This is a genomic window from Catenulispora rubra (assembly GCF_015356825.1).
Lineage (GTDB): Bacteria > Actinomycetota > Actinomycetes > Streptomycetales > Catenulisporaceae > Catenulispora > Catenulispora rubra.
In genome coordinates this window covers 1-20,815 of sequence record NZ_JAACYW010000086.1, presented here as the reverse complement: position 1 = coordinate 20,815, position 20,815 = coordinate 1, and the positions used below count along the sequence as shown (strand labels likewise).

The 20,815-nt window shown below is 71.2% G+C and carries 17 protein-coding genes; 2 read left to right on the top strand and 15 right to left on the bottom strand.

Annotated elements, in window-relative coordinates; translation table 11 throughout:
- Nucleotides 1–13: 13 nt before the first annotated feature.
- The 15 genes from GWK61_RS59700 to GWK61_RS23405 all read right to left on the bottom strand — a co-directional run bounded on the left by GWK61_RS59700 (nt 14) and on the right by GWK61_RS23405 (nt 19,259).
- Nucleotides 14–2,176 (bottom strand): ATP-dependent DNA helicase, encoded by a 2,163-nt coding sequence (locus GWK61_RS59700; protein ID WP_194911351.1) that lies wholly within the window; start codon nt 2,174–2,176, stop codon nt 14–16.
- A gap of 88 nt (nt 2,177–2,264) precedes the next feature.
- A complete protein-coding gene (locus GWK61_RS23470; RefSeq protein ID WP_194911350.1) occupies nt 2,265–4,064 on the bottom strand; it encodes an IucA/IucC family protein in 1,800 nt (599 codons plus the stop codon).
- Between the two features lie 2 nt (nt 4,065–4,066).
- Nucleotides 4,067–5,380, bottom strand: coding sequence for a lysine N(6)-hydroxylase/L-ornithine N(5)-oxygenase family protein (locus GWK61_RS23465; RefSeq protein ID WP_194911349.1), 1,314 nt, complete (start codon nt 5,378–5,380; stop codon nt 4,067–4,069).
- Complete coding sequence (locus tag GWK61_RS23460; protein ID WP_228562823.1) at nt 5,380–5,982, bottom strand: GNAT family N-acetyltransferase; 603 nt, start codon at nt 5,980–5,982, stop codon at nt 5,380–5,382. Before GWK61_RS23460 ends, GWK61_RS23465 begins: the two co-directional genes overlap by 1 nt.
- A gap of 2 nt (nt 5,983–5,984) precedes the next feature.
- Nucleotides 5,985–7,790, bottom strand: coding sequence for an IucA/IucC family protein (locus tag GWK61_RS23455; protein WP_194911348.1), 1,806 nt, complete (start codon nt 7,788–7,790; stop codon nt 5,985–5,987).
- Entirely contained in the window at nt 7,787–9,565 is a 1,779-nt protein-coding gene (locus tag GWK61_RS23450; RefSeq protein WP_323747713.1) for a pyridoxal phosphate-dependent decarboxylase family protein, read from the bottom strand. Before GWK61_RS23450 ends, GWK61_RS23455 begins: the two co-directional genes overlap by 4 nt.
- A complete protein-coding gene (locus GWK61_RS23445) occupies nt 9,558–11,069 on the bottom strand; it encodes a diaminobutyrate--2-oxoglutarate transaminase family protein (protein ID WP_194911347.1) in 1,512 nt (503 codons plus the stop codon). The genes GWK61_RS23450 and GWK61_RS23445 overlap by 8 nt, the downstream gene beginning before the upstream one ends.
- 252 nt (nt 11,070–11,321) lie before the next feature.
- Nucleotides 11,322–12,152, bottom strand: coding sequence for an ABC transporter permease (locus GWK61_RS23440; protein ID WP_228562822.1), 831 nt, complete (start codon nt 12,150–12,152; stop codon nt 11,322–11,324).
- Between the two features lie 9 nt (nt 12,153–12,161).
- Nucleotides 12,162–12,986: an ABC transporter permease gene (locus GWK61_RS23435; protein ID WP_228562821.1), complete on the bottom strand. Its 825-nt coding sequence runs from the start codon at nt 12,984–12,986 to the stop codon at nt 12,162–12,164.
- Nucleotides 12,987–12,988: 2 nt separating this feature from the next.
- Complete coding sequence (locus GWK61_RS23430) at nt 12,989–14,011, bottom strand: ABC transporter ATP-binding protein (RefSeq protein WP_194911346.1); 1,023 nt, start codon at nt 14,009–14,011, stop codon at nt 12,989–12,991.
- A 163-nt stretch (nt 14,012–14,174) separates the two neighbouring features.
- Nucleotides 14,175–14,861 carry a DUF1707 SHOCT-like domain-containing protein gene (locus GWK61_RS23425; protein ID WP_194911345.1) on the bottom strand — a complete coding sequence of 229 codons (687 nt, stop codon included), beginning with the start codon at nt 14,859–14,861 and terminating at the stop codon, nt 14,175–14,177.
- Between the two features lie 28 nt (nt 14,862–14,889).
- Complete coding sequence (locus GWK61_RS23420) at nt 14,890–15,672, bottom strand: 3-oxoacyl-ACP reductase (RefSeq protein WP_194911344.1); 783 nt, start codon at nt 15,670–15,672, stop codon at nt 14,890–14,892.
- Nucleotides 15,673–15,781: 109 nt separating this feature from the next.
- Entirely contained in the window at nt 15,782–17,140 is a 1,359-nt protein-coding gene (locus tag GWK61_RS23415) for an aldehyde dehydrogenase family protein (protein ID WP_194911343.1), read from the bottom strand.
- A gap of 3 nt (nt 17,141–17,143) precedes the next feature.
- Nucleotides 17,144–17,884 (bottom strand): gamma-glutamyl-gamma-aminobutyrate hydrolase family protein, encoded by a 741-nt coding sequence (locus GWK61_RS23410; protein ID WP_194911342.1) that lies wholly within the window; start codon nt 17,882–17,884, stop codon nt 17,144–17,146.
- A gap of 7 nt (nt 17,885–17,891) precedes the next feature.
- Nucleotides 17,892–19,259, bottom strand: a complete 1,368-nt coding sequence (locus tag GWK61_RS23405) for a glutamine synthetase family protein (RefSeq protein ID WP_194911341.1) — start codon at nt 19,257–19,259, stop codon at nt 17,892–17,894.
- Nucleotides 19,260–19,595: 336 nt separating this feature from the next.
- Here GWK61_RS23405 and GWK61_RS23400 point away from each other — a divergent pair, with 336 nt between their 5' ends.
- Together GWK61_RS23400 and GWK61_RS23395 are read left to right on the top strand one after the other, a co-directional pair.
- The gene (locus GWK61_RS23400) at nt 19,596–20,432 is read left to right on the top strand and encodes a phosphatase PAP2 family protein (RefSeq protein WP_228562824.1); all 837 of its coding nucleotides are present in this window, start codon (nt 19,596–19,598) and stop codon (nt 20,430–20,432) included.
- Nucleotides 20,432–20,659: a heavy-metal-associated domain-containing protein gene (locus tag GWK61_RS23395; protein ID WP_194911339.1), complete on the top strand. Its 228-nt coding sequence runs from the start codon at nt 20,432–20,434 to the stop codon at nt 20,657–20,659. Before GWK61_RS23400 ends, GWK61_RS23395 begins: the two co-directional genes overlap by 1 nt.
- Nucleotides 20,660–20,815 lie beyond the last annotated feature (156 nt).

Below are 20,815 nucleotides of genomic sequence, written 5' to 3'. Positions count from 1 at the left end.
GGTACCGCCTAGTTCAGTTCTGCCCCGCCGTCTTCGCCATCGCGTCAATCGCCCGCAGCGACTTCAGCACCCGGTCGGTGTCGTCCGTCTGCCAGAAGGACGGCATCGACGCCCGCAGGAACCCGCCGTACGGCTTGGTCGCCAGCCGGGAGTCCAGGACCGCGACCACGCCCTTGTCGTCGATCGCGCGGATCAGGCGGCCGGCGCCCTGGGCCAGCAGGAGCGCGGCGTGGGAGGCGGAGACCGCCATGAAGCCGTTGCCGCCGCTGCGGCCCACGGCCTCGGTGCGGGCCGCGGACACCGGGTCGTCAGGGCGCGGGAACGGGATGCGGTCGATGGTCACCAGTTGGAGCGAGGGGCCGGGGACGTTCACGCCCTGCCACAGGGACAGGGTGCCGAACAGGCAGGTCTCGGGGTCGTCGGAGAACTTGCGGAGGAGTTCGGCCAGTGAGTCCTCGCCCTGGCACAGGATCGGCAGGTCGATCTTCTCCCGCAGCTTCTCCGTGGCAGTTTGCGCCGCGCGCATCGAGCTGAACAGGCCCAGTGCCCGGCCGCCGGCATTGTCCATCAGATCCGCGAGCAGGTCCAGCTGGTCGTCGCGGATGCCGTCGCGGCCCGGCGGGTCCAGGTGCCGCGCGACGTAGAGGATCCCCTGCTTCGGGTAGTCGAAGGGGGAGCCGACGTCCAGAGCGCGCCAGTGCTGCGGCAGGTTCTGGACCGTGTCCAGGAACTCCTCGCCGTCGCTGTCGCCGTCGCGCAGCAGCTTCACCGCGGCGTCGTAGATCTCCTCCGGCAGCTCGGGCTTGAAGTCCAGCTCGACGCGCTCGTTGCCGTAGAGCCCGACGCTGCCGGCCACGCCGGTGAAGTCGCCGCCGAGCTTCAGCGTCGCCGAGGTGAGCACCACCGGGGTGCGCGCGAACATCTTGAAGCGGAGCAGGTGCTCGATGCCGAGCGGGGCGATCTTGAGCGTGGCGTTCTTGACGCCCTTGAACTCGCTGCGCTCCAGCCAGACCACGTCGGCCTCGGCGCCCTCCAGCACGCGCTCGGCGACCTGGTGCACGTTCTCGCACGCGGCGCGGGCCTGCTTGCGGGCGCCGGCAGTGTCGTCGCCATCGGCGGATAGATCGCCGCCCTTGTTCTTGGACAGCTCGGTGAGCGCTGCGCGGCTGGCGTCGCGCAGCGCGGTCAGCGCCATGCCGATCTCTTCGGGCAGTCCGCGCTGGAAGCGGCCCTCGGGGGTGTTCTCCAGGGCCTCGGTGAAGTCCAGGGTCGCCACCGCCAGGTTCGCGGCCGTGACCTCCTTCACCAACCGGTCGGCGCGGTGGTGCGCGCGCTCGACGGCGGTCTTGGTCAGCTCGCCGGTCGCCGCGGAGGTGACGCGGTTCACCAGCTCGTGCGCCTCGTCGACGATGACCGCGTCGTGCTCGGGCAGCACCTGCACGTCGGAGTCCATGGCCGCGATGGCCAGCAGCGCGTGGTTGGTGACGACCACGTCGGCGGACCGCGCCAGCTCCTTGGCCTGCTCGGCGAAGCAGTCCTCGAAGTACTGGCACTTCGAGCCCAGGCACTCCCGCGCCGAGACCGACACCTGGGCCCAGGCCCGGTCGGACACGCCCGGCGACAGGTCGTCGCGGTCCCCGGACTCGGTCTCCTCGACCCACTCCCGGACCCGCAGCACCTCGGCCCCGAGCTTGCCCACCGCCAGCGGGTCGAAGAGCACGTCCTGGTTGTCGTCCTCGGCCGCGCCGCCCTCGACCTTGTTCCGGCACACGTAGTTGTTGCGCCCCTTGAGCAGCGCGAACGCCGGCTCCCGCTTGATCAGCGGCGTTATCGCCGTGGCCAGCCGCGGCAGGTCGTGCGCGACCAGCTGGCGCTGCAGCGCGAGCGTCGCGGTGGCCACGATCACGCGCTTGTGGTGCGCCAGGGCCGGGACCAGGTACGCCAGCGACTTGCCGGTGCCGGTGCCGGCCTGCACGAGCAGGTGGACCCGGTCGTCGAGGCTGGCCGCCACGGCCTTGGCCATCGCGATCTGGCCGGGACGGGTCTGACCGCCCAACGCCTCGACTGCCGCGTCGAGCAGGGGCGTCAGGTCGTCTTCGGGACTCCCGCTGGGAGCCTCGGTGAGAGTATCGGGGGTGGCCCCGCCTGGTGTTGCAGTCGGCGCAGTGTTCGGCATGGTCGCACCAGAGTACTTGGCGGGGCCGACAGGACGGGACGGAACTCGGCGGCTGCCATCCCTTCCCCGACGGGCACAGGCTCAGCGGTCACAGACTCAGCGGATTGCTCACCGTCCCGTACGCCTCGACATGCGGCCGCTCCGCGCGGTCCCGGTAGCCGTCCAGCAGCAGCCGGTTCCGGTTCAGGCACAGCCGGTCGATGCGCTGGGTGAACAGGTCGAACGCCTCGAACCGGTCGGCGAGTTCCGGGAACGTGGCCTGGTAGTCCAGGATCCGGTCGGCGACCAGGCCCCAGAACAGCCTGCGGTCGACGCCCAGGTGCTGCTCGGCGATGCGCGCCAGGTAGCGGAAGTGGCCGACGAACAGGCCCGCGTGGATGAACTGGCACAGGTAGTCCGGCATCTCGCGCAGCAGCACCGCCGCCACGTCCTCGGGGATGTCCGCCAGCTCCGGCAGGTCCTTCGCCGAGATGTTCACGTCGTCGACGAAGTCCTTCACCGCCAGCCGGGTCGGCCACTCGCGCTCGTCGTTGACCAGCACCGCGTTCTCGCCGTGCGGGGAGAAGACGACCCCGTACTTGTAGAGGAAGTGCAGCAGCGGCGGCAGGATCGCGGCGAACATCTTGTCCAGCCAGTCCGCGCCGTCCAGGCCGGAGCGCTTGACCAGCTCCACCACCATCGGGCGGCCCGTGTTGTCCACGTGCAGCAGCGAGGCCATGGTGCGGGCCCGCTCCCCCGGCTCCAGGCGCGGCGGCAGCGGCTGGCGCCAGATCGCGCCGAGGAGTTCGCGGTACTGGTACGGCGCGTCCGGCATGCGGTCCAGGACCGGGTGCCGGACCGCCACCGAGGCCACCTCGCCGAGCAGGATCACGCGGCACTCGTCGTTCAGGTACGGGTCCGCGTCCGCGATGTCCAGCAGCCAGGAGGTCACCGCCGGGGCGGCCACCGAGCGCTCGGTCGGCAGGCCGCGCCAGACCATCGTGTTCAGGATCGACAGCGGCAGCTTCACGTGGTGCCGCTCGGGGTGCGAGACGTTGGAGAACGTCCGGATCGACTGCTGCGGCAGGTACTCGTCGTCGGCGTAGCCGAGCGGCACGATCAGGCCCGCGGCCACCTCGGCGCCGTACAGCGGCTGGATCATCTCATCCCACTGCCACGGGTGCACCGGGAGCCACCAGTAGCGGGCCGGGTTGAAGCCGTTGCGGACCAGCTCCGAGCCGAAGCGGATGCGGGTGTTCGAGTCCAGCTCGGTGGTGTACAGGCGCTGCGAAGTCAGGTTCCGCACCGCGTTGAACTCCGCGAGGTCCTGGTCCACCGCGATCCAGGGCAGGCGCATGTGGTGCCGGGCCTCGGGGGCGTAGCGCAGCGCGTCGGAGGCGGAGAAGCCGAAGCGCCCCTTGTTGAACACGATCCAGGGGTGGCCCTCCATGTGCCCTTCGAGCTCGGCGTAGGACAGGTCTGCGAGCTCGGACACGGTCAGCGCAGAGCGGGCCAGGCACACGTCCGCCGCCAGCGTCGCGGCCAGCTCGCGCACCAGGTGGCCGGCGGTGTCGCCGGGCAGCTCCAGGCGGCCCTGGGCGTCCCGGACGAACAGCGTCGGGTCGTGCGGGGTGCTGTCCGCGCCGCGCTCGGAGCGGCGCAGGGACTCGGGGTCGACGAACCAGGACCCGTAGTCGCCGCGCTCGGCGCGGAAGCGGTAGCAGACGCCCTGGTCCAGATCGAGCCGGTAGTGGTCGGCGTCCTGCGCCTCGGGATCGGGCTCGGGGGCCAGCAGTCCCTCGTAGCAGAACTCGCCGACGCACTTCGCCAGCAGCGCGCGGGCCGCCTTGCGCCAGGCGACGGAGGCCGCGCCGGTCTCGGCACGGAGATTGCGGGCCGAAGGGGACATACTCAGGGCACCTCGATTCGGATTCCGGGATCACGCTCCGCGGCCGCCTCCGGGTCGAAGGCGGTGTGCGCGGCACGCCGGGGCAGGTCGTAGACGGTCCGGCCGGTCACGGCGTTCAGGATGACGGCCGCCCGGTGCGCGCCCAGGCCCAGGTCGGGGGTGCCGACGCCGTGGGTGCGCTGCTCGGCGTTCTGCACATAGACGCCCGGGGCGACGCGGTGCTCCAGGTCGGCGGGGCCGAGCAACTGGGCCACGTCGGCGTCCAGGAAGGCCGGGACCCGGTCGCGGTAGCCGGTGGCCAGGACCACGGCGTCGGTGACGACGCGGAACTCGCGCTTGAGGCGGTCGTGCAGGCAGGTGAGCTCGACCGAACCCCCGCCGTCGGGTCGCCACACCCCGCCGGTGACCGACACCCCGGGCAGCAGCGTGGCGCCGGTGTCCCCGGCCAGGCCGAGGGTGCCGCCGTAGAGGCTGTCGAAGGAGCGCATGTGCAGCTCGGCGTGCAGGTCGGCGATGGTCTCGAAGCTGATCGCCTTGTGCAGGCGCCCTTGGCTGCGCAGCAGGTCGGCGCGGACATCGTCGCGCAGACCGTGGAAGAACCTCGTGTAGTCCGGCGTGAAGTGTTCGAGCCCGAGCTTGGAGTACTCCATCGGCTCGAACGCCGCGCTGCGAGTCAGCCAGCGCACGCGTTGCCCCGGCGCGCCGGTGCGCAGCAGGTCCAACACGATCTCGGCGCCGGACTGGCCGGAGCCGATCACCGTCACGTCGTCGAGGATCCGCAGCCGGTCGCGATGCACCAGGTAGTCGGCGCTGTGCAGCGCGCCGGCTACCTCGAACGGCACGACCGGCTCTGTGCCGACACCCAACACGATGTTCGTCGCGGAGACGATCGCCGGTCCGCTCGGCGCGTTGTACGCGATCTCGAAGCCTGACTCGGCGCGACGCACCCGGGTCACCGTCGTGCCGAACCGGCAGAAGGGCAGCTGCGCGGCGACCCACTGGCAGTAGGCCTCATATTCGCGACGTTCCAGGAAAAGGTTCTCGGCGAAGTAGAAGCTGTAGAGCCGATCGGTCTCCCGCAGCCAGTTCAGCACCGAGAAGCGGCTGGTCGGGTCGGTCAGCGACACCAGGTCGGCGAGGAAGGGGACCTGGAGGGTCGCGCCGTCGATCATCATGCCGCGGTGCCACGCGAACTCCGGCTGCCGCTCCAGGAACAGCGCTTCCAGACTGTGGTTCTCGCGCAGCGGCTCGGCGAGCGCCGCCAGCGAAAGGTTGAAGGGGCCGATCCCGATGCCGACCAAGTCGTGGTGCTGCATCAGCCCGCCCTCCGCGTCTCGGGGATCAGGGTCCGGTCGTAGACCATGAGCGCCGCCTGCTTGTCCGGCAGGTCCAGCACGCCGCGCGGCTCGAACCCGGCGTTGGTGAAGGCCCGGATGGAGCGCTGGTTGCGCAGGTCCGGCTCGGCGACGACGCGTGAGGAGGCGGTCCGGGACAGGGCCCAGTCGGCGACCGCGCGGATCAGCGTCGAGCCGATCCCGCGTCCGCGGTACGCGCCCGGGCCGATCAGCACGTGGACGCCCACGTCCCCGCGCCGGGCCGAGTAGTGGTCGGCCAGCGGGTCCTGGTCGGCCCGGTAGACCTCCCAGTAGCTCATCGGCTCGCCGTCCAGGCGGCCGAGGTAGGGATCGGAGTGCGCCGAGGAGAGCTGGGCGGCGATGTGCCGGTCCAGCACCTCGCGCGGGCCGGCGAGCTCCCAGAACGCGGCCACCTCCGGGTCGTTCATCCAGCCGTGCAGCACGGCCAGGTCCTTCAGCGGCCGCAGCTGCTCCATCTCGAAGCGGCCGAACGGGGTGGGCAGCAGCCAGCCGGGGCGGGTCTGCGTCCGGTTCGAAATCCCCGGCGTCTTCATGATCGCCATGGCTACGGCACCGCCAGCGGGTTCGGGATCTGCACGTACACGCTCTGCGTCTCCAGCGGGCCGATCAGCTCGTCGAGTCCTGCGACGCGGGTCAGCAGGTTGGCCTTGCACGGCAGCGTCGGGCTCTCCAGCAGCGCCTCGGTGACCCGGTGCGCGCGCCCCTGCGCCTGCCGCGCGGCGGCGAAGCGGCCCAGCACCTCGCGGGCCCGGCGCAGCAGCTGGCGCTCGTCGATCAGCGCGGTGGCGCCGAGCGCGCCGATCATGCCGATCAGGTTGTTGACGCCGACGTAGTAGGTCAGGCGCTCGTCGACGATGGCGTCGGAGACGACGGTGTCGCTGTCCTCGCCGGGCCGGGGCACGAAGTCGGCCAGGTGCGGCACCGCCGACTCGCGGAAGTAGTAGCCCTGGTTGTCGCGGTAGCGGCCGCCCTCGGGCAGGCCGTGCGGGTCCAGCACGACCAGGGTGTTCTGCTGGTGCGCCTCCAGGGTGACCCCGTGCGCCGAGTCCAGCCACAGGATCGGCACCACGACGGTCTCCAGGTAGCGCGTGAACCAGTCCAGCACGGCCTCGGCCGGACGGACGCCGGTGCGCTCGGCCGAGCCGACGATGATGTCGGCGAGCAGGTTCTCGCGCAGGTGGCCGTTGCGGGAGGGGCCGTAGCCGAGGTCGGCGAAGGCGGCGACGCAGTAGACGCGGTCCATCGGGCCGAAGGGGTTCTCGCGCAGCAGCACGTCCAGGCCCAGGCCGCCGGTCTCGGCGGCGATCCACGCCGGGTCGCCGACGATGCCGAAGCCGGGGTGCGCCGCGGCGATGGCCTTGGCCAGGCCCGCGTCCAGCATCCGGCGGACCTCGACGCCGCGCAGCAGCTCCTTGCGCAGGTTCTCGCGCTTGGAGTTGGTGATGCGCAGGGCCAGGGGCAGCTTGAGCATGTAGGGCGCGTCGGCGCGGTAGACGGTGCGGATGGAGCTGGTGGCGTGCCAGGGGCGGCCGTGCGGGCCGAGGTCGGCGAGCAGGCCCTGGTCCGTCAGGGCCCGGATCTCCGGGCGCTGGCGCAGGTCGTGCGACTGCCAGGGGTGGGTGGGGATCAGGATGCTGTTCGGCGTCGCGCCGCGCGGCAGGTCGCCGCCGAGGAGCTTGTGGACCAGGACCGGGGCGGCGTCGGAATCCGCGGAGTCGTGGCTGGCCAGCGCCGGGTCCACGGCCCACCAGTGCAGCTGGAAGGTGCCGTCGAGCTCGGGCGAGTAGCGCACGGCCTCCTCCTCGGACCAGCCCTCGCGGGCCTTCGGCGCCGGGTGGAAGGGGTGGCCGGCGACCAGGGCCTTCTCCGCCCACAGGAAGCGGGTCTCGCCCTGGGAGGTGCCGTGCGACAGGTGCGCGGCGATCCGGCGGGAGGAGTCGACGACCCGGCCGACCAGCTCGGCCACCGCCGGCACGCCGCCGCCGGCCTCGCGGGCGATGAGCGCGGCCAGGGTGGCGGCGTCCAGCGGCGGCGGGGCGGCCGGCGGCAGCCAGGACTCGGCGGTCCAGGCGCTGTCCGGTTCGATCTCGTCGCCGACCGGCCGGCCGAAGGCCTTGTTCTTGGGCGTGGCGGACTTGCGGTTGGCGTGCGGCAGGGACAGCGGGTAGATCGGGCCGAACCGGTGCCAGCCGACCGCCGACCAGGCGTCGACGTCCACCTCGACGGTGACCCCGGTGGCCGGGAACGTCAGCCGCATCGGGCCGCCGGTCGGCACCGGGATCCGGGCCTCGCGGACCCAGCAGCGGAGCAGGACTTCGGCCGACAGCTCGTCGGCCGCGAATGTGTTCATGACGGGCCCCTGACAGACGCTGGAGATCCTGCGGATGCCGTGTCGCCGGCGGCGCGGACGGCGGCGAGCAAGGCGTCGATCTGCAGCTCGGTGGTGTGCGGGTTGAGGAGGGTGAGCTTGAGGCGGACCCGGCCGGGGGGCGTCCCCGGCCGCTCGCGCGACAGCTCGGTGCGGCCCAGGACGGCGCGGCCGGCCTCGAGCAGGTGCCGCCGCAGGACCCCGTTGACGCGGTCGGCGTCGCGGGGGTCCGGCGGCAGGTAGCGGAACAGCACGGTGGTCAGGTGCGGCTCGGCGGTGAGTTCGAGGTCGTGGTGCTGCCGCACCGCGGCGGCGGCGTGCCGCGCCAGGGCCCGGCAGCGGTCGGTGAGCTGCTGGAAGCCGTCCCGGCCGAGCGCGGTGAAGGCGGCGGCGAGCTTCACGGCGTCGGCCCGGCGCGTGGTGCGCAGCGAGCGGCCGAGCAGGGAGGGGTAGCCGGCCTGCTCGTCGTCGACGGAGTTGAGGTAGGAGACGCGCTTCTCCAGCGAGCGGAGCGACGCGGCCTTCTTCACCAGGAAGCAGCCGGCCGGCACCGGCTGCCAGCCGAGCTTGTGCAGGTCGAGGGTGACGGAGTCGGCGGCCTCGATGTCGTGCAGGCGCTCGTCGCCGTCGGTGCCGAGCAGCAGGCCGCCGCCGTAGGCCGCGTCCACGTGGAACCACGCGCCGTACCGCGCGGCGAGCTTGGCCACCGGCCCCAGCGGATCCATCGCACCGAGGTCGGTGGTCCCGGCGGTGGCGACGACGACGAGCGGGATTTCGTCCCGGTCGACCAGCGCCTCAAACGCCTCGGCCAGGGCTTCGGGCCGCATCCGCCCCTCGATGTCGGAGGCCACGGGGATGACGCAGCGCTCGCCGAGCCCGAGGATCGCCGCGTTGCGCGCGACGGAGAAGTGCGCCTGATCGGAGGCGAGCACGCGCATCCGACCGGCGGCGAAGGGCGGGACCCCGTCGAGGTCGGGATCGATGTCGAAGCGCCGGCGCAGCACATCGTCGCGCGCGAGCATCAGGCCCATGAGGTTGGACTCGGTCCCGCCGGAGGTGAGCACGCCGGAACTGGCGCCGGAGTAGCCGACGGCGCGAGTCAGGGTCCGGACCACGCGCTCCTCGATCTCCCCGGCCGCAGGCGACTGGTCCCAGGAGTCGAGGGACTGGTTGAGCGCGGCGACCGCGGTCTCGGCGGCGACACTCGTCGCGAGCGGCGGGCAGTGCAGGTGCGCGGCACAGTGCGGATGCGCGGGATCGGCGGAACCCCAGGCCAGCAGGCGCCCGAGGGAGGCGAGGGTCTCGAACGGGTCCTGGCCCTTGTCGGGCAGCTCGCCGAAGCCGGTGGCGGCGACGGCGTCGCGCACCGCCGCCGGGCCGCCGGGCGGAAGGGGACCGAGCCAGTCGGCGCGGCCGCGGTCGAGGCCGTCGAGGACGGTGGCGAGGAGGAGCGCGAGGGCGCCGGTGCCGGCGGGACCGGAGGCGAGGGCGGTGGCGTCGATGGTGGGGAGAGTGAGGGGGTCGGGGGATGCGGCGAGGTTGGCGATTTGGTTCGCGGCGATGCTGAAGGCGGGCCCGGTTGTGGCATCGGCCGCGGGCTCATGGCTGGACGCGAGCCGCCCGACCGGCTCGGCCCGCAGGATGCCACGCACCACGTCGGCCTCGACGCCGCTCAGGTCGCCGATGTCGCCGATGTCGACCGTCGCGCCGGCGCGCGCCGGCAGGTGGGTGTGCTCGCCGTCAACGTGCTCAGACACCGGCTGCCTCCAGGTCGCGGCGGGTGGCGGGTGCGGACACCGATTCCAGGGCGCCTTCCAGCACGGCCAGCAGGTGGTCGGCTTCGTCGTCGGCGAGGGTCAGGGGTGGCAGCAGCCTGAGGACCGCGCCGTGGCGTCCGCCGAGTTCGGCGAGCACGCCGCGGGCCAGCAGTTCCGCTCGCAGGCGGCGTGCCGTCGTCGGCGCCGGGGGCAGGGCGCCGAGGGCGTCGGGTTCGGCGTTCGGGTCGACGATCTCCATGCCGATCATCAGGCCTCGGCCTCGAATCTGGCCCAGGTGGGGGTGGCAGGCCTGATATCTGGTCAGACGTCCCATCAGCCGCTCGCCCAACGACGCCGCGCGTGCCGCCAGTCCTTCGGCCAGGATGTGGCGGATGGTCGCCGCGCCCGCCGCCATGGCCAGCTGGTTGCCTCGGAACGTGCCGGTGTGCGCACCCTCGGACCAGCGGTCCAGTTCCGCGCGGTAGACCACCACCGCCAGCGGCAGGCCGCCGCCGACCGCCTTCGACAGGACCATGACGTCCGGCACGACGCCCGCGTGGTCCACGCCGAACAGTGCGCCGGTGCGGCCGAAGCCGGTCTGGACCTCGTCCGCGATCAGCGGCACGCTGTGCTCGGCCGTCACCGCGCGCAGCGACCGTAGCCAGGCGTCCGGCGCCGGGACCACGCCGCCCTCGCCCTGGACCGGCTCGACCACCACCGCCGCCGGGAAGGGGGTCCCCGACTGCGGGTCGGACAGCAGGGTCCGGACATACGCCGCCGACGCCCCCTCGCCGAGCGTGCCGCCGAGCCCGAAGGGGCAGCGGTACGGATGCGGGAACGGCAGCCTGGTCAGGAACGCGTCGCCGGCGCCCGCCGGGTCGCGTACCGCGTTCGCACCGGTCAGCGCCAGCGCGCCGGCCGTCATGCCGTGGTAGGCGCCGGTGAAGGCGAAGACGCCGCGCTGGCCGGTGGCGGTGCGCGCCAGCTTCACCGCGGCCTCGACCGCGTCGGCGCCGGTGGGCCCGGCGAAGTGGACGCGGCAGTCGGTGGCCAACTCCGGGGGCAGCGCTTCGAGCAGCGCCGAGGTGAAGTCGTCCTTCACCGGGGTGGCCAGGTCCAGCACGTGCAGCGGCGCGCCGCTGTCCAGCACCTGCCGGATCGCCGCGACCACCACCGGGTGGTTGTGGCCGAGCGCGAGGGTACCGGCGCCGGACAGGCAGTCGAGGTAGTCGCGGCCGTCGGCCCCGGTGATCCACGAACCCTGCGCCCGCACCGGCACGATCGGCAGGTGCCGCGCGTACGTCCGCGCCGCCGACTCGCGCGCCGCCTGCCGCGCCAGGATCTTCGATGCCGAGATCTTCGTCGCCGCGCTCGTCACCGCGCTCGTCGACGAGCTCTTCGCGGACGACGCCGACGGGCTCGGGCGGGCCGGAACCGCCAGCCCGTCGCCTGGTGAGGCGGCCTGGGGGGTCGAGCGGTCGGCGGGCAGGGCGGGCGAGGGCATAGCGGTTCTCCATCCGTGGCAAGAGATCAGGTAAGGCTTACCTAACTCCCGTCACGGAAGTCAACCTGAATCACTACCGACTGTGATTCTCCCGCGCGTGATCAGAAGCGCGGACCACCGACACGCCAAGCGTGGGCGCAGCGGCGCGACGAGCGCGCCACGTAACGAAACGATCAGCACAAGCAGGTGCCCGATCGGACCGTCCGATCGGGCACCTGAAGAGAACGTCAGTACGAAAGGAGTGCGAAAGACCTACGTCAGCAGCAACCGCTCCAGCCGCCGCGCCGCGACCAGCGCCCCGACCAGCCCCATCACCGCCAGGTACAGCACGTCCCACAGCAGCCCGACGTGCACCCGCCCCAGCGTCAGGGCCCGCAGCAGGTCGATCCCGTGGTACAGCGGCAGCGCCTCGATCAGCACCCTGACCTGGTGGTTGTACACCGACAGGGGATAGAACGCGCCGGAGAACAGGAACATCGGCATCAGCGCCAGCGTCACCAGGTCGAAGTCCTGCCACGAGCGCATGAACGACGTGGCCGCCATCCCCACCGCCGCGAACGCGAACCCGACCAGCACCGTCACCGGCAGCGCGAGCAGCGCCCACCAGCTGTGCACCAGCCCCATCGCCAGCATGACCGCCAGGAACGCCGCCGAGTACATCAGCCCCCGGAGCTGCGCCCAGAGGATGTCCCCGAGTGCGATGTCCCCGACCCGCAGCGGGGTGGCCAGCATCGCGTCGTAGACCTTGGCGTACTTGATCTTGAAGAACACGTTGAACGTGGCGTCGAACACCGCGCCGTTCATCGCCGACACCGCGAGCAGCCCGGGCGCGACGTAGTGCGCGTACGGCACGCCGTCCACCGCGCCGGTCAGCTTGCCCAGCCCCACCCCGATCGACAGCAGGTAGAACAAGGGCTCGAAGAACCCCGAGACCATGGTCAGCCACAGCCGCCGGTAGACCATCAGGTTGCGCTCGACCAGCACCCCGGCCTTGCCGCCGCCCATCGAGCCGAAGGCGCGGCGGCCGAGCAGCAGCCGGGTGAGAGGAAGATCCACTGTCGTCATGGCACGCACGGTCGTCATGGCACGCTCCTAGGGATTCAGCCGGCGGCGGAACGTGCGGGCCCCGAGCCAGAGCCCGGCGCCGATCACGGCCAGCAGGTAGGCCAGATGGAGCAGTACCGAGCCCGCGGTGGCCGTTCCGAGCGCCAGGCCCCGGCACAGGTCGACGCCGTGCCAGAGCGGCGTGATGTAGGCCAGCGGACGGATCGCCGCCGGTAGCTGCGTCACCGGGAAGAACGTCCCGGAGAACAGGAACAGCGGGATCATCACGAAGCGGAACAGCACCGAGAAACCGGTGTCCCGGTCCTGCAGCACCGCCCACGCCACCACCGGCGCCGCGAACGCCAGCCCGGTCAGCGCCGCCGCCGGCACCGCCAGCACCGACCCGAGCCCGGCGGGCCCGGCCGCGCGCACCGCCCCGAACAGCGCCATCACGCCCAGGAAGATCGCGCAGTTCATCAGGACCCGGAAGCCGACGAACAGCAGCCGGCCGATGAACACGTCGAACGAGCCCAGCGGCGAGGCGATCGAGGCATGGAAGGTTCGCTGCCACTTCATCGACGACATCACCGGGTACGTCGACTCCCCGATCGCGGTCTGCATCGCGGTGTTCGCGAGCAGCGCCGGGGCCAGGAAGAGCAGGTACTTCACCGGCCGGCCGTCGACCGTGCCGAAGGTGTGCGCGCCCGGTCCGGCGTCCACGATCTTGCCCAGCGACATCCCCAGGGCCACCAGGCTGAGCAGCGGCGCCAGCACGCTGGAGATGATCGAGCCGCGCCAGGTGCGGGCATAGTTGGTCAGCAGTCCGCGCAGTTCGCGGACCGCCATCGGGGGTGCGGCAGTGACAGCACTCATCCTCAGTCCACCAACGTCCGTCCGGTCAGGCGCAGGAACACGTCCTCCAGCGACGAGCGCCGCACCAGCGAGGCCACCGGCACGATCCCGGAGCCGTGGACGGCGGCCAGCGAGGCCTCGCCGTCGTCGCTGTACAGCAGGATCCGGTCCGGCAGTTCCTCTATACGCTCGACCGCCCCGCGTTCCCCGGTCCCGACCAGCGCGGCCAGCGAAGCCGCGGCGGCCTTACGGTCCGCACCGTCCGGCGCGAAGCGGATCTCCAGCACCTCGCGCGTGGAGTAACGCTCGATGAGCTCGCGCGGCGAGCCCTCGGCGGCGATCCGGCCGTGGTCCATCACCACCAGCCGGTCACAGAGCTGCTCGGCCTCGTCCATGTAGTGCGTGGTGAGGATGAGCGTGGTGCCGGCCTGCTTGAGCCGAAACAGCCGGTCCCACACCACGTGCCGGGCCTGCGGGTCCAGGCCGGTGGTGGGCTCGTCGAGGATCAGGATCTCCGGGGAGTTGATCAGCGATCGAGCGATGGTCAGGCGCCGCTTCATACCGCCGCTCAACGGCTCGACTGGGGACTCGGCGCGGTCCGAGAGCTGCACGAACTCCAGCAGCTCGGCGGTCCGGGCGGCGATCTCGGCGCGCTTGAGCCCGAAGTAGCGGCCGTAGATCAGCAGGTTCTCGCGGACCCGCAGCTCCATGTCCAGCGAGTCCTCCTGCGGGACCACGCCGAGCCGGGCCTTGATCCGCGAGGAGTCGACCCGCGGGTCCATGCCCAGGATGGTCAGCTCGCCGCCGGTCGTCGGCGAGACGCAGCCGATCATCCGCATGGTCGAGGACTTGCCGGCGCCGTTGGGGCCCAGGAAGCCGAAGACCTCGCCGCGCCGTAGTTCGAAGTCGATGCCGTCCACGGCGGTGAAGGGCTCTCCGCCGCGCTTGGTCGGCGGGAACACTTTGCGCAGGCCCACCGCCTTGATCAGCGGGGCCTCGGAGGACGGGAGCAGGGCGGGCGTGGGCGAGGTGGAGATGTCGACCATGCCCGCAACCTAGCGGGATTGGTCGACCGGAGGTAAATGCTTTATGGCGTGGGAGCCGGGGCGGGATTTTGTTAGGAACATTCGCCCCCTTTGACAGGTCTACCGGTCGCCACCGACACACCTGCGGGCGAACCCGCGCCCCGTCTCAGCCCTCGGACTGTGCCTAACTCTCTATTTCGCCGCGTTGACCGTGATGGTGACCGTGCCGGTTCCCGGTCAGCTCGTCGTTCTTCGGCTGCCGCGGCGCCTTGCGCTTGACGTCCACGCCGCCCATGAACGCGAAGCCCCGGACGTGCACGGTCGGCGCGTCGGGGTCGACCGGGCCGACCGGGGTGCCGGAGTAGCCGCCCATGAAGCCGAAGCCGTGCACCTGGACGTTCAGGCCCTCGGGCACGGTGATCTCGATGCCGCCCATGACGCAGGAGGCGTTGATCGTGACCTCCATGTCCTCGAACTCGGCCTCGCGCAGGTCGAGCTCGATGCCGCCCATCATCGCGAACGCGATGTAGCTCTTGGGCACCACCCACGCGCCCTTGTTGTCCGAGCCGCCCATCAGCACGAACGTCTTGCGGCGCCGGGGCTTGCCGCCGACGCGCCACCGGCCGCGGGGCCGGGCGGCCGGGGCCGCCGACGGCCCCGCGCCGGTGCCCGCCGGCAGGTCCCGGGTGATCGGTTCCAGCTCGGCGTACGTCTTCGCGGTGTAGACCGCGGTGATGCGGTCCTCCAACTCGTCCAGGCCGAGGCGGCCCTCGCCGGCGGCCTCCCGCAGGCGTTCGGCGACCTGTTCGCGCTCGTTGTCGGAAACGCGCAGCTGCCGCGGGTCGATCGGCTCGGGGACGTTGCTCGTCATGACGACAGACCTTACAAGAACCGCGCCGTCACAGGGCGGTGACGTAGGCGCCGCTGATGCCGCCGTCGACGAGGAAGTTCGACGCGGTCACGAACGAGGAGTCGTCGCTGGCCAGGAAGGCGACCGCGGCGGCGATCTCCTCCGGCTCGGCGAAGCTGCCGCGCGGGACGTGCACCAGGCGCCGGGCGGCCCGCTCGGGGTCCTTGGCGAACAGCTCCTTGAGCAGCGGGGTGTTCACCGGCCCCGGGGACAGCGCGTTCACGCGGATGCCCTGCTTGGCGAACTGCACGCCGAGCTCGCGGGACATCGCCAGCACGCCGCCCTTGGAGGCGGTGTAGGAGATCTGCGAGGTGGCCGAGCCCAGGGTCGCCACGAAGGACGCGGTGTTGATGATCGAGCCGCCGCGGCCGGTCGCCTCGAACTGCCGCTGCATGTGCGGGATGACCGCCTTGCAGCACAGGTACACCGAGGTCAGGTTGACCTTCTGCACCCGGTCCCAGGCCTCGATGTCGGTGGCCAGGATCGAGTCGTCGTCCGGCGGGGAGATGCCGGCGTTGTTGAACGCGACGTCGACCGAGCCGTAGGTGTCCACGGCGGCCTGGAACAGCGCGCCGACCCGCTCGGCGTCGGTCACGTCGGTCCGCACGAACAGCCCGCCGACCTCCTCGGCCGCCGCCTTGCCGGCCGCCTCGTCGAGGTCGGCGAGCACCACGTGCGCGCCCTCGGCGGCGAACCGCCGCGCGGTGGCCATCCCGATCCCGCCGGTACCGCCGGTGATGACGGCCACGCGGCCGGCCAGACGCTCGGTCATTTCTCTCCTGTTCTCACTGCATTGTTCCCGGGGCGATTCGAAGGGTGATCCGCATCCTGATTCAAGAGGCGAATCAGACTACGAACCAGACTGCGAAACAGAGTGCAAATCAGAGTGCGATGAAGATGTTCTTGGTCTCGGTGAACGCCGCCAGCGCGTCCGGCCCGAGTTCCCGGCCGAGGCCGGACTGCTTGAATCCGCCGAAGGGCGTGGAGTAGCGGACCGAGGAGTTCGAGTTCACCGACAGGTTCCCGGACTGCACGGCCTTCGACACGCGTAGCGCGCGGGACAGGTCGCGGGTCCAGACCGAGCCGGACAGGCCGTACTCGCCGGCGTTGGCGGCGGCCACGACCTCGTCCTCGGTGCCGAACGCGGTCACGGTCACGACCGGCCCGAACACCTCCTCGCACTGGATCGCCGCATCCGGGGCGATGCCGGTGACGACGGTCGGCGGGAACCAGAAGCCGTCCCCGTCGGGAACCTCGCCGCGGTAGGCGATGTGCGCCGCGTCGACTCCGTCCACGAACCCTGACACGCGCGCCTTCTGCGCCGCCGAGATGAGCGGGCCCATCTCGGTCTTCTCGTCCAGCAGGTCTCCGATCACCACACCCCGGCAGGCGTTCAGGAAGTGCTCCATGAACTCCTCGTACGCCGAGGCCTCGACGTAGATCCGGGACCGCGCGCAGCAGTCCTGGCCGGCGTTGTCGAAGACGCCGTAGGGCGCGGCCGTCGCGGCCTTCTCGACGTCCGCGTCGGCGAAGACGATGTTCGGGCTCTTGCCGCCGAGTTCCAGCGTCACCCGCTTCACCCGCGCCGCGCACTGCGCCATGATCGTGCGGCCCACCGCCGAGGAGCCCGTGAACACGATCTTGCGGACGTCCGGGTGCTCGACGAGCCGCGCGCCGGCCTCCGGCCCGAAGCCCGGCACGACCTGGAACACGCCTTCCGGCAGCCCGGCCTCCAGCGCGATCTCGGCCAGCCGCAACGCCGTCAGCGGCGTGGTCTCGGCCGGCTTGAGCACCACGGTGTTGCCGGCCGCGAGCGCCGGGGCGAAGCCCCACGCGGCGATCGGCATCGGGAAGTTCCACGGCACGATGACGCCGACCACGCCGAGCGGTTCGGCGATCGTCAGGTCCAGACCGCCCGCGACCGGGATCTGGCGACCGAACAGACGCTCCGGCGCCGCCGAGTAGTACGTCAGGACGTCCCGGACGTTGCCGGCCTCCCAGCGGGCGTTCGAGATGGTGTGCCCGGCGTTCTCCACCTCAAGGCGCGCCAGCTCCTCGGCGGCCGCGTCGACGAGCTCCGCGAAGCGGCGCAGCAGCCGGGCCCGGTCGGCCGGTGCGACGTCGCGCCAGGCCGGGAAGGCCTTGTGCGCGCGGGCCACCGCGGCGTCGACGCCCTCGGCGGAGGTCATCTCGACGGAGCGGAAAACGGCGCCGGTGGCCGGGTTGATCAGGTCGTACACGCGCTATCGTCCTTTGGCGTATCTGGTCGCGGCGTCGGTCAGGGAGCGGAAAAGCTCCGGCTTGCTGTCTTCCTCGGGGTGCCACTGCACCCCCACCACGTAGTCCTTCTCCGGCATCCAGGCGGCCTCGATCAGGCCGTCGGGGGCGTTGCCCGAGGATTGCAGGCCCTCCCCCAGCTTGTCGATCCCCTGATGGTGGTGGCACCAGGCGATGATCTGGGTGCCCAGCGCGCGGCCGGGCGGGGCGGCCGGGTCCAGGTCGATGCGGACCGCGGCGTACTGGCCGAGCTGCTGGCGGTGCGCGTCGCCGAAGACCGACTCGTCGGGCAGGTGCTGGCGCAGCGTGCCGCCGCGGGCCGCGTTCAGGAGCTGGAACCCGCGGCAGATGGCGAGCACCGGGACGTTCCTGGCCATGGCGGCGGCCAGCAGCGCGAACTCCCAGGCGTCGCGCTCCTTGCGGGGGCTGTCGGTGTCGAGGTGGCGGACGGCGCCGTAGCCCACCGGGTCGATGTCCGGGCCGCCGGTGAGGATCAGGCCGTGCAGGACGCCGACCACCTCCTCGGCCTCGGCCCGGAGATCATCGGAGTCGCGTTCCAGGTGCTGCGGCAACAGCAGCGGGACACCCCCCGCCCGCGTCACCGACTCGACGTAGGCGTGCGGGAGCAGCGAGGAGGGCACGTTCTTCCACGCGCCCCACGATGCGGTCTCCTGGTACATGCTCAGCCCGATGAGAGGCGCCGCCATCGCGGCCTCACATCCTTTCGAAAGAACGGAATCGCTCCCAGTCGGTCACGGTCGACTGGAAGGCCGCGAGTTCCACGCGGCCCATGGTGATGTAGTGCTCGACGACGTCGTTGCCGAGGGCCTCCCGGGCCGGCTCGCTCCAGGAGAAGTAGTCGACGGCCTCGTTGAGCATGTCCGGCACCCGGGGGATGTCGGCTTCGTAGGCGTTCCCCGTGAATTCCGGCGGCAGCTTCAGGCCGCGGTCGATCCCGGCCAGGCCGGCCGCGATCATCGCGGCGACCGCCAGGTAGGGGTTGACGTCCCCGCCGGGCACGCGGTTCTCGATCCGCAGCGACTCGCCCTGGCCGACGACGCGCATCGAGCAGGTGCGGTTGTCACGGCCCCAGGCGATGCCCGTGGGGGCGAAGGAGCCGTGCGCGTACCGCTTGTAGGAGTTGATGTTCGGCGCGTACATCAAGGTGAAGTCCCGGAGGAAGGCCAGCTGTCCGGCGAGGAAGTGTTCCATCATCTCCGAAAAACCGTTCGGGCGCTCGGGATCGGCCATCACCGGGAGGCCGCCGGGCCCGCGCAGGCTCAGATGGATGTGGCAGGAGTTGCCCTCGCGGTGGTCGTACTTCGCCATGAAGGTGAGGGACTTGCCCTCCTGCAGCGCGATGGTCTTGGCGCCGTTCTTGTAGATGACGTGGTTGTCGCAGGTGGTCAGCGCGTCCCGGTAGCGGAAGGCGATCTCCTGCTGGCCCAGGTTGCACTCGCCCTTGGCGGACTCCACGTACATGCCGGCGCCGGCCATGCCGTTGCGGATCCGCTTGAGCAACGGCTCGACCAGGGAGCCGCCGAGCATCGAGTAGTCGCCGTTGTAGTGGACCGAGGGCTGCATCTCGCGGTAGCCCTTGCGCCAGGCGTCCTGGTAGGAGTCGTCGAAGACGATGAACTCCAGCTCGGTGCCGGCGTAGGCGGTCCAGCCGCGCTCGGCGAGCCGGGCCAGCTGCTTCTTCAGGATCTGGCGCGGGCTCTGGGCTATCGGGTCGCCGTGGTGGTTCTCGACGTCGGCCAGCACCAGCGCGGTACCCGGCTCCCAGGGGACGTTCCGCAGGGTGCTCAGGTCAGGCTTGAGGACGAAGTCGCCGTAGCCGGTGTCCCAGCTGGCGGTCTCGTAGCCGTCCACCGTGTTCATGTCGACGTCCACGCCCAGCAGATAGCTGCACGCCTCGGTGTCGTGCGCGGCGACCTCGTCGAGGAAGAACTCCGCGGACAGCCGTTTTCCTTGCAGGCGGCCCTGCATGTCGGTCATGGCCAGCTGGACGGTGTCGACGCGGCCGACCGAGATGAGGTCGCGAAGCTGCTGGAGAGTGAGCATGCCGGTACGCGCGGGCATAGTGTGCCTACCTAGGGTCAACGCTTGGCGGGCACGGGGAATGGTGACCGCGGCCTAGTGACTTACAGGGGTTTGCGACGGTGCTGGCTCATACCCTGGTGTGCGGCGGGGGCTCCAGTCAAGATCCGTTGCGATTGTGCGGATACGGTGCGGATATGGGTGTTCCGGGGGTGTGCGCACCGGTTCGCCGAGTGGTCCGGGGCCGGTCTGGACCTGACCGGAGGCCGCGTCCGCCTAACGGGTAGCGTGGCCGACGCTCGGCGTACCTCTGGAGTTAAGCTGGGCCGATCGCAGCTGATCACCGCCGAACGCTCCCTGGAGTCCCGCGTGCACTGGATGATGCCCTACCAAATGGCCTTCTGGCTGTGCGGCATCCTGATGGTGCTGGCCGTGGCGATGTACTTCTCGGGCAAGCCGGTGCTCATGAAGTACATGCCGTTCCCGCGCGAGCTGGGAACCGTCCTGGGCCTGTTCGGCCTGTGGCAGGTCGCCGGCCGGCTGTCGGTGATGAAGGTGGACGGCGCCATCACCCGCGGCACCTGGATCTGGGACACCGAGCGCGACCTCTACCTGCCCAGCGAGCACTGGATCCAGCGACTGTTCTTCCCGGCGCACCCGACCGTGGTGAAGTTCTTCAACCTCTACTACGCGTCGATGCACTTCACCTGCATGATCATCTTCCTCATCTGGCTCTTCGTCCGCCACCGCGACCGCTACCCCCAGGCCCGCACCACGATGGCCATGGCCACGGCGTTCGCCCTGGCGATCCAACTGATCCCGGTAGCGCCGCCCCGCATGATCGCCAAGGCCCACCTGACCGACACAGCCCTGTACTTCCACCAATCGGTCTACGGCGCCATGAACGCCAACTCCCCGGACCAACTCTCGGCGATGCCCTCCGTCCACGTGATCTGGGCCGTCCTGGTCGGCTGGACGGTCTGGCGCGTCTCCCCCAGCAAGTGGCGCTGGATCGGCCCGGCGCACACCGTCCTGACCATCACCGTCGTCCTGGCCACAGCGAACCACTACTGGGCCGACGGCATCGTGGGCGTGGCCCTCCTGCTCATTTCGGCTGCAATCCAAGCCGCCACCCGGCGTGGCGCCGAATGGATCCGCACCACCCGCGTAGCCTCGGCGGAGGTAACCGAACCCGAACTCGCCAGGAGCCGTTGATGACCGCCGTCGCCGAAACCGAGGCCAACACCATCGCCTACGGCGTCCAGGGCATGAGCTGCGGCCACTGCAGCGCCGCCGTGACCGAGGCGCTGACCGCCCTCCCGGGCGTGACCGCGGTCGAGATCGACCTCCCGGGCAAGCGCGCACTGGTGACGGCTTCGGTCGCGTTGGAGATCGCCGCGGTGCGGGACGCGATTGAGGACGCCGGGTACCAGCTGGTTTGAGGCGGCGGGAGCCTGGCGCCGGCGGCCGGGGGTCCGACCGGACCATGCGGGGTGTTGGTTCTGGGTCCCTCGCCGCGTCAGCGGGCGCAGCCAACCTGCCCGGTTTGGCGGTGTCAAGCCGGACGGAGCTGGACCACAGCAGCAGGGGTGCGGCTT